The organism is Zooshikella harenae (assembly GCF_018837975.1).
Classification (GTDB): domain Bacteria; phylum Pseudomonadota; class Gammaproteobacteria; order Pseudomonadales; family Zooshikellaceae; genus Zooshikella; species Zooshikella harenae.
In genome coordinates, this window is the sequence record NZ_JAGSOY010000159.1 from 1 (window position 1) to 3,391 (window position 3,391).

2 protein-coding genes and 1 pseudogene are annotated in these 3,391 nt (G+C 40.0%); 2 read left to right on the forward strand and 1 reads right to left on the reverse strand.

The genetic code is table 11. The features are described 5' to 3' along the window. Window positions 1–118 precede the first annotated feature (118 nt). A complete protein-coding gene (locus tag KCG35_RS24090; protein ID WP_215822406.1) occupies window positions 119–1,399 on the reverse strand; it encodes a YncE family protein in 1,281 nt (426 codons plus the stop codon). A 111-nt stretch (window positions 1,400–1,510) separates the two neighbouring features. Here KCG35_RS24090 and KCG35_RS26785 point away from each other — a divergent pair, with 111 nt between their 5' ends. Both KCG35_RS26785 and KCG35_RS24095 read left to right on the forward strand, forming a co-directional pair. Then, window positions 1,511–1,642 carry a hypothetical protein gene (locus tag KCG35_RS26785; RefSeq protein WP_255562032.1) on the forward strand — a complete coding sequence of 44 codons (132 nt, stop codon included), beginning with the start codon at window positions 1,511–1,513 and terminating at the stop codon, window positions 1,640–1,642. Window positions 1,643–1,964: 322 nt separating this feature from the next. Next, a pseudogene (locus KCG35_RS24095) lies at window positions 1,965–3,130 on the forward strand (IS3 family transposase). The last annotated feature ends 261 nt before the right edge of the window (window positions 3,131–3,391 follow it).

Below are 3,391 nucleotides of genomic sequence, written 5' to 3' on the forward strand. Positions count from 1 at the left end.
CACCTTTGCCTAAAGTAGGCATAACACCCTTCGAATATAACGTGAAACCTTCCCCGGAGACCTTTGTTTAACGGCCTCCTGCAAGGTTTAATAACAAAAAAATAAAAGTAATAGTGTATTAGTAACCTGCCCACATTGCAGGTACATAACCTTCACGAATTCGTTGTGGATGATCTCCCACATTCACCCGAATAATTTCCTTTCGTGTTTTATAGTTGATGACCGACATTTGGTCAGTCCCGCTCCATGAAATATAACAATGTTCCCCTGCCTGATCACTGGTGACCCAGTAAGGCTTTTCCCCCAGCCCTGTAAGCACTTGGTACTCAAAAGTACTACGGTCCACTAATGCAACATAATCGTCCATTGTGCCTGCTACACATAAAGTGTCTCCAGTATTGTTCATGGCAATACCGTGATGTGCTGAGTCGTTAACGTATTCAGTAATGGGCATATCTGGCACAAGGTTGGGTAGCATTGCCAGCCGAGTTATTTTGTTTTCTTGCATATCATATTCAATAAAACCATGGAGAAAGGATAATTGAAAATAAAAAAATCGTTCATCGGGGGTATGTGTCATTGGCCGGATGGCTGGACTCAGGTTCTGCAGCCCTGCATCTTTCAGTTTATCAGCCATGTTGAACTGTTTAATGATAGTTAACGTTTTTGTATCAACAACCTGAAACCGACGTTTACCTTTGGTGAAATCCAAAAAATGTTCATCTAAAGGAGTAAATACCATGCCGATACTGGCATGATAAATTTTGCTGCCATCTTTGGAGTAAACATTTTCATGTGGTGAGTCACCACTTGGGAATTGACCTAATTCTTTGCCTGTTTCCACATCCAGGATATGGACCACTTTACCCGTTGAAGCAGAAACGGCCACTTGACTGCCATCCGGGGATAGGGCCATATGATCGGATCGGATGCCTTTAACAGGGAAACGCCATACGACTTCATTGGTAGTGATGTTTATGCAAACAACATCGGCAAAGCTAGGGCGGGAGACGATCAGCAATCGACCATTTTTTGTACTATACATATCATCAACAAGCTGATCATGACCTTCACCTATCAGGTGACGAATAGTCTGAAAAGCGATCAGCTTTATAGGATTAAAGATGATTTCTGTCATTCGTTGTTGTTTATCGGGTACCCCATTGATACGTCCTACTTTTTCATATGTTTTGGCATCGATAACATCGATCATTCCTTCCCAATTATTGCCCACAAAAATAACGTGGCGGGTATCTTGCGAGTTTGCTTCATTGGCGCTTATTGTATTGTGGAACACGCCACTGAGGAGTAAGCAGCAGAATAAGATAATAGTCGAATACCGCTTTTTGGCTAAATGTTGAGAGGGGAGGTTAAGTGAACACTTGTGGAATGAAAGCATTATATCTTCCTTCTTCTATTTATTATGTTCCTGCAGTAATGGTATAAGTCAGTTAAAAGCTCCTCGGCAATCGCTCCTGCATTGCTCTAATACATGACATCGATGTTATGTATGAACTGCATTCCCAACATTCTTGTTGGTCAAGAATGCCGACAACAAACCTTAAAAATGATTCGTGAAGGGTATTCTTCTCTGACTATTATTTTTAGTATCGAATCTGAAAGTTCTGCTTTAGCTGTTTAGAATGATAACGACAATAGTCTGAAATTTTTGTGACTAAACGGAAAAAACTTTTATTAACTTGATCGTTACAATCCTTGTAATAAGCAACGAATGTGGTACTTGACTGTTAAATACCAGGAATTAACTAAGCATTTAATACCAGCATTTCACTAAAGAGGGCTAAACAAAATCCAAAAACAGCCCCAAGAGGAGGGGCCCAATGTTTTTTTAGGCGGGATTGAGGCGCGATATCCTGAAATATTAAATAGAGTATACTGTTCTGGTCTAATCCCATCGGACACTTAATTTTGAGACAATACAGTCAATGAATTAAGAGGTCTATATGAGTCTGAAAAAATCACATAAGAGCTATCCACAGTCATTTAAAGGTGAAGCTGTTTTGATGGTACTAGAGCAAGGCTACAGTGTTGCTGATGCTGCAAAGTCACTAGGCGTCGGTACTAGCCTGCTTTACAAGTGGAAAGAAAAATACGAAGCCCAGCAGAAAGGCAGTATCTTAGAGGAATCTGAGCGAGATGAACTGAAACGATTGCGTAGAGAAAACAAAGAATTACGCATGGAGAAAGAAATCTTAAAAAAGGCCAGTGCCTTCTTTGCGAAAGAAATGAAGTAAAATTTCGCTTCATTAAAAAACAATCTAACCATTTCCCTGTGGCATTGTTATGCCGCGTGATGGGCGTGAGTAAATCAGGCTATTATGATTGGCTCAAACGTCCTGCAACCGTGATTAGTCTTGATACTTTGATAGCTTTATCGCTGTATTCGAAAATTGTTTAGAGAAAGCCGGGGCAGCTTAGGAAATCGTGAAATGGTGAAGAAATTGCGTAAAGAAGGCTATCAACTTGGTCGCTACCAAGTTCGTCACATTATGCGCCGATTACGCCTAAAAGTAACACAGCGCGTAGCTTACAAGATCACAACAAAGCGTAAGCATGCTGATTCAGTGCCTGATAACTTGCTAAACCAGAACAGAACTTTAACCCAACCACCGCCAACCAGATTTGGGCTGGCGATGTGACTTACTTAAAGACAGGTGAAGGTTGGATGTATTTGGCCGTGGTGATGGATTTATACTCTCGTCGAATTGTTGGCTGGCATATCGATAAACGGATGACAACAGATTTGGTATGTAAGGCATTAATGAAAGCTTATAACCTGCGTCAACCGCCTAAGGGCCTTGTATTTCACAGTGATCGTGGCTCACAGTATACCAGCAAGCAATATCGTAAGCTGTTGTTGAGCTATAGTATCCGGGCCAGTATGGGCGATGTAGGAGCTTGTTGGGATAATGCTGTTGTAGAACGCTTCTTTGGCAGCTTGAAACACGATTGGCTTTTTAAGGTGAGTCAACCCACGAGGGAATTTATGAAACAAGATGTGGCTGCTTATATGAAGTATTACAACTTAGAGCGACTTCATTCTGCCATTGGTGATCTGTCACCCGTAGAGTTTGAAAATTCTAAACTAAAAGTGTCCAATTTTGGTTGACCAGTACATTATCTTAGTGGATTGGAGATTAGGACGTTTCCTTTTGTTTACCTTGCTCCAAATCTTGAACAGATGGTCGATAATTTAATGAGTATAGGTTTTGATTAATATAAATATTCCATTATTTTTCGCAATTGTAATTACCTCTGTAAATAACACACATTAAACGCATAAATCTCTATATAATAATATAACTTAGCTTGTAAGTGCCTGTTGATTAATTAATATTAATCCTCATGTGAATATGTATATAAAGTATTT

Bases quoted from the DNA above. Each gene is read 5' to 3' on its own strand.
- KCG35_RS26785 (WP_255562032.1), top strand. From the start codon at position 1,511: ATGAACTGCATTCCCAACATTCTTGTTGGTCAAGAATGCCGACAACAA.
- KCG35_RS24090 (WP_215822406.1), bottom strand. From the start codon at position 1,399: ATGCTTTCATTCCACAAGTGTTCACTTAACCTCCCCTCTCAACATTTA.